The 295-nt window shown below is 52.5% G+C and carries 1 pseudogene; it reads left to right on the forward strand.

The annotated features are described in order from the left end of the window. Positions 1 to 107: 107 nt before the first annotated feature. Positions 108 to 295 (forward strand): annotated as a pseudogene (locus AB9F29_RS22190) (transcriptional regulator); the annotation flags it as partial.

The raw sequence follows: 295 nt of genomic DNA on the forward strand, positions 1-295 counted from the left end.
GGCAATCCTGCCTTTTGCCTCGGCTGCGGCAATCCGTATCAACCTGCGTTAACACAAACCCGTGTAGGGTGATTGCGCAAATGTTTAACTCAATTTAGGGTCCGGCCATGTCACTTTGGGAATATGCAAATCCGCGAAAATTCATGGCAACCTCCGGCACCATCTTGCCGTGGGTGATGGCGCTTGCGGTCGTGACGTTGGTCGGCGGTCTTGTTTGGTGGTTCTTCTTTACGCCTGAAGATTATCGCCAAGGGGCGACAGTAAAAATCATGTTTTTGCACGTGCCAGCGGCGCT

The sequence above is a fragment of the Falsihalocynthiibacter sp. S25ZX9 genome, assembly GCF_041205405.1.
Classification (GTDB): Bacteria; Pseudomonadota; Alphaproteobacteria; order Rhodobacterales; family Rhodobacteraceae; genus Falsihalocynthiibacter; species Falsihalocynthiibacter arcticus.